Origin of the sequence: Moorena sp. SIO4A1 (assembly GCF_010672065.1) — a bacterium.
In the GTDB taxonomy this organism is placed as follows: Bacteria; Cyanobacteriota; Cyanobacteriia; order Cyanobacteriales; family Coleofasciculaceae; genus Moorena.
In genome coordinates this window covers 1-1,735 of sequence record NZ_JAAHHX010000518.1, presented here as the reverse complement: position 1 = coordinate 1,735, position 1,735 = coordinate 1, and the positions used below count along the sequence as shown (strand labels likewise).

The window sequence follows — 1,735 nt, the reverse complement described above, 5'->3', positions numbered from 1 at the left end:
TTAAGCTTGCGCTCATGGGACATAGTACAAATGTTCTGCAACGCAAGACCTGCTCCCAATCGGTTTACTTGAGTTCTAATTTAAGCAAACTTAATATGGACCCTAAAAAACCCATCCAATCAGCTATTTCAGACATCCAACCAAAACCCTCTAGTCGCCCTAGTCTGCGCGAGAAGTTCTTCAATACCCTCAAGACTAAATACCCTAACATCCAAGCTCTATATGTAACAATTTGTATCATAGCCATCTGGAGTGGTGTTGTTCTCATCTCTGATGCCTGACTGACTGACAAAAGGCGGTCACTGTTTTGTCAAACTGTTTGTCAGATGGATGCTTGAGGGATTAAAAAAATCTGAGTGGGAGCCAGCGTTCTAAGATTTAGATGCCACTCAAAACCATAAGAACGCTGTGAAAAAAAACTCCCGCCTCTACAATGCCCTGAATACCTGGCTCGGTCAAGCCAGTCCCTGGGCACACAAAGCTCACCTAACGGTCTGTATATGGATGGTGGTGGCCTTGATCCATAGTGGTGAAGTTAATCTGACCCGCTGGATATCCTATCTGCCCTGCCGAGGAAAGTATGCTCACAGTAAGCACAGACGGGTTCGTCGATGGCTCAATAACCCTCGTATCAATATACATCGACTGTATAAACCATTGATCCAAGCCGCCTTGGCGGACTGGCAACAGGAGTGTCTTTACTTGAGCTTGGATACGTCATTGTTCTGGGATGAGTATTGCCAGCTCCCTTGTGGCAGTGGTTTATCGGGGTCGTGCCTTGCCGGTGGCTTGGCGAGTGCTTCATCACAGTAGTGCGATGGTCTCATTCAAGGACTACCGAGACGTGTTGGATCAGGCAGCTCGGTGCCTACCCAAAGACGTAAAAATTGTCTTATTGGCTGATCGAGGGTTTGTCCATAAGGATTTAATTCAAGCCCTGACTCAGCAATGGCATTGGCATTATCGTATCCGTTTGAAAAAGGATGCTTGGATTTGGCGCACTGGCAAAGGTTGGTGTCAACTTAAACAGTTTCACTTCAAACGGGGCGAAGCACTGTGTTTTCACAACGTGGGATTGCATAAAGACCAATGGTATGGCTCGGTCCACATAGCCTTTGGGCGCAACAACATCAATGGTGAGTTTTGGGCCATCGTCAGTGATGAACCGACCACCTTACAAACATTCTATGAATACGGATTAAGATTCGATATTGAAGAGGCTTTTTTGGACGACCAGTCTAACGGCTGGAACATCCAGAAGTCTGAGATTCGCTGTGTATGTGCTATGCACGAGACTTTGGTTCATCTTGGCATTGGCTACACTCTATGTTACGGCACAAGGCACATTGGTTGTGGAAACGGGGAAACGACGGTGGGTTGACACCCATTGGCGCACGTGGCAACAGCTATTTCCGCATCGGCTGGGATTGGGTCAAAACTGCTCTGTTAAACGGATGGCGACTGATTCGTCACGTCAGTTTCACCTCCAACCGTGATCCTGACCCTGTTATGGCATCGCGCAAACAACACGAGAAACGAATTTATAGGCTAGAGTTCAAAGTACTAACGTACCAATATGTTCCGGAATAACTTTTGTCAGTCAATCAGGGCTTTATAGATACGCTTTTGCAGCTTGAACACTGCCCTCTCAATGGATTTCCATTTGAGGGAGTTCCAGTTATTCAGTTCCACCATCACAGGATTGTGTGTATTGGACATAACTGCTACTCGTGTT

The 1,735-nt window shown here is 46.6% G+C and carries 4 protein-coding genes and 1 pseudogene; 4 read left to right on the top strand and 1 reads right to left on the bottom strand.

The genetic code is table 11. From position 1 onward, the window contains the following. The 4 genes and pseudogenes from F6K53_RS40155 to F6K53_RS40140 all read left to right on the top strand — a co-directional run. A pseudogene (locus F6K53_RS40155) lies at window positions 1-281 on the top strand (hypothetical protein); the annotation flags it as partial. Between the two features lie 127 nt (window positions 282-408). Further along, on the top strand, window positions 409-813 hold the full coding sequence (locus tag F6K53_RS40150; RefSeq protein ID WP_293085664.1) for a hypothetical protein: 405 nt from the start codon (window positions 409-411) through the stop codon (window positions 811-813). Beyond that, the gene (locus F6K53_RS40145; protein WP_293085661.1) at window positions 731-1,381 is read left to right on the top strand and encodes a hypothetical protein; all 651 of its coding nucleotides are present in this window, start codon (window positions 731-733) and stop codon (window positions 1,379-1,381) included. Before F6K53_RS40150 ends, F6K53_RS40145 begins: the two co-directional genes overlap by 83 nt. Further along, window positions 1,351-1,590 (top strand): hypothetical protein, encoded by a 240-nt coding sequence (locus tag F6K53_RS40140; protein ID WP_293085658.1) that lies wholly within the window; start codon window positions 1,351-1,353, stop codon window positions 1,588-1,590. Before F6K53_RS40145 ends, F6K53_RS40140 begins: the two co-directional genes overlap by 31 nt. Window positions 1,591-1,596: 6 nt before the next feature. On the opposite strand, the gene F6K53_RS46290 is transcribed toward F6K53_RS40140, so the two are convergent. After that, complete coding sequence (locus tag F6K53_RS46290; protein ID WP_366511426.1) at window positions 1,597-1,695, bottom strand: reverse transcriptase N-terminal domain-containing protein; 99 nt, start codon at window positions 1,693-1,695, stop codon at window positions 1,597-1,599. Window positions 1,696-1,735: the final 40 nt, after the last annotated feature.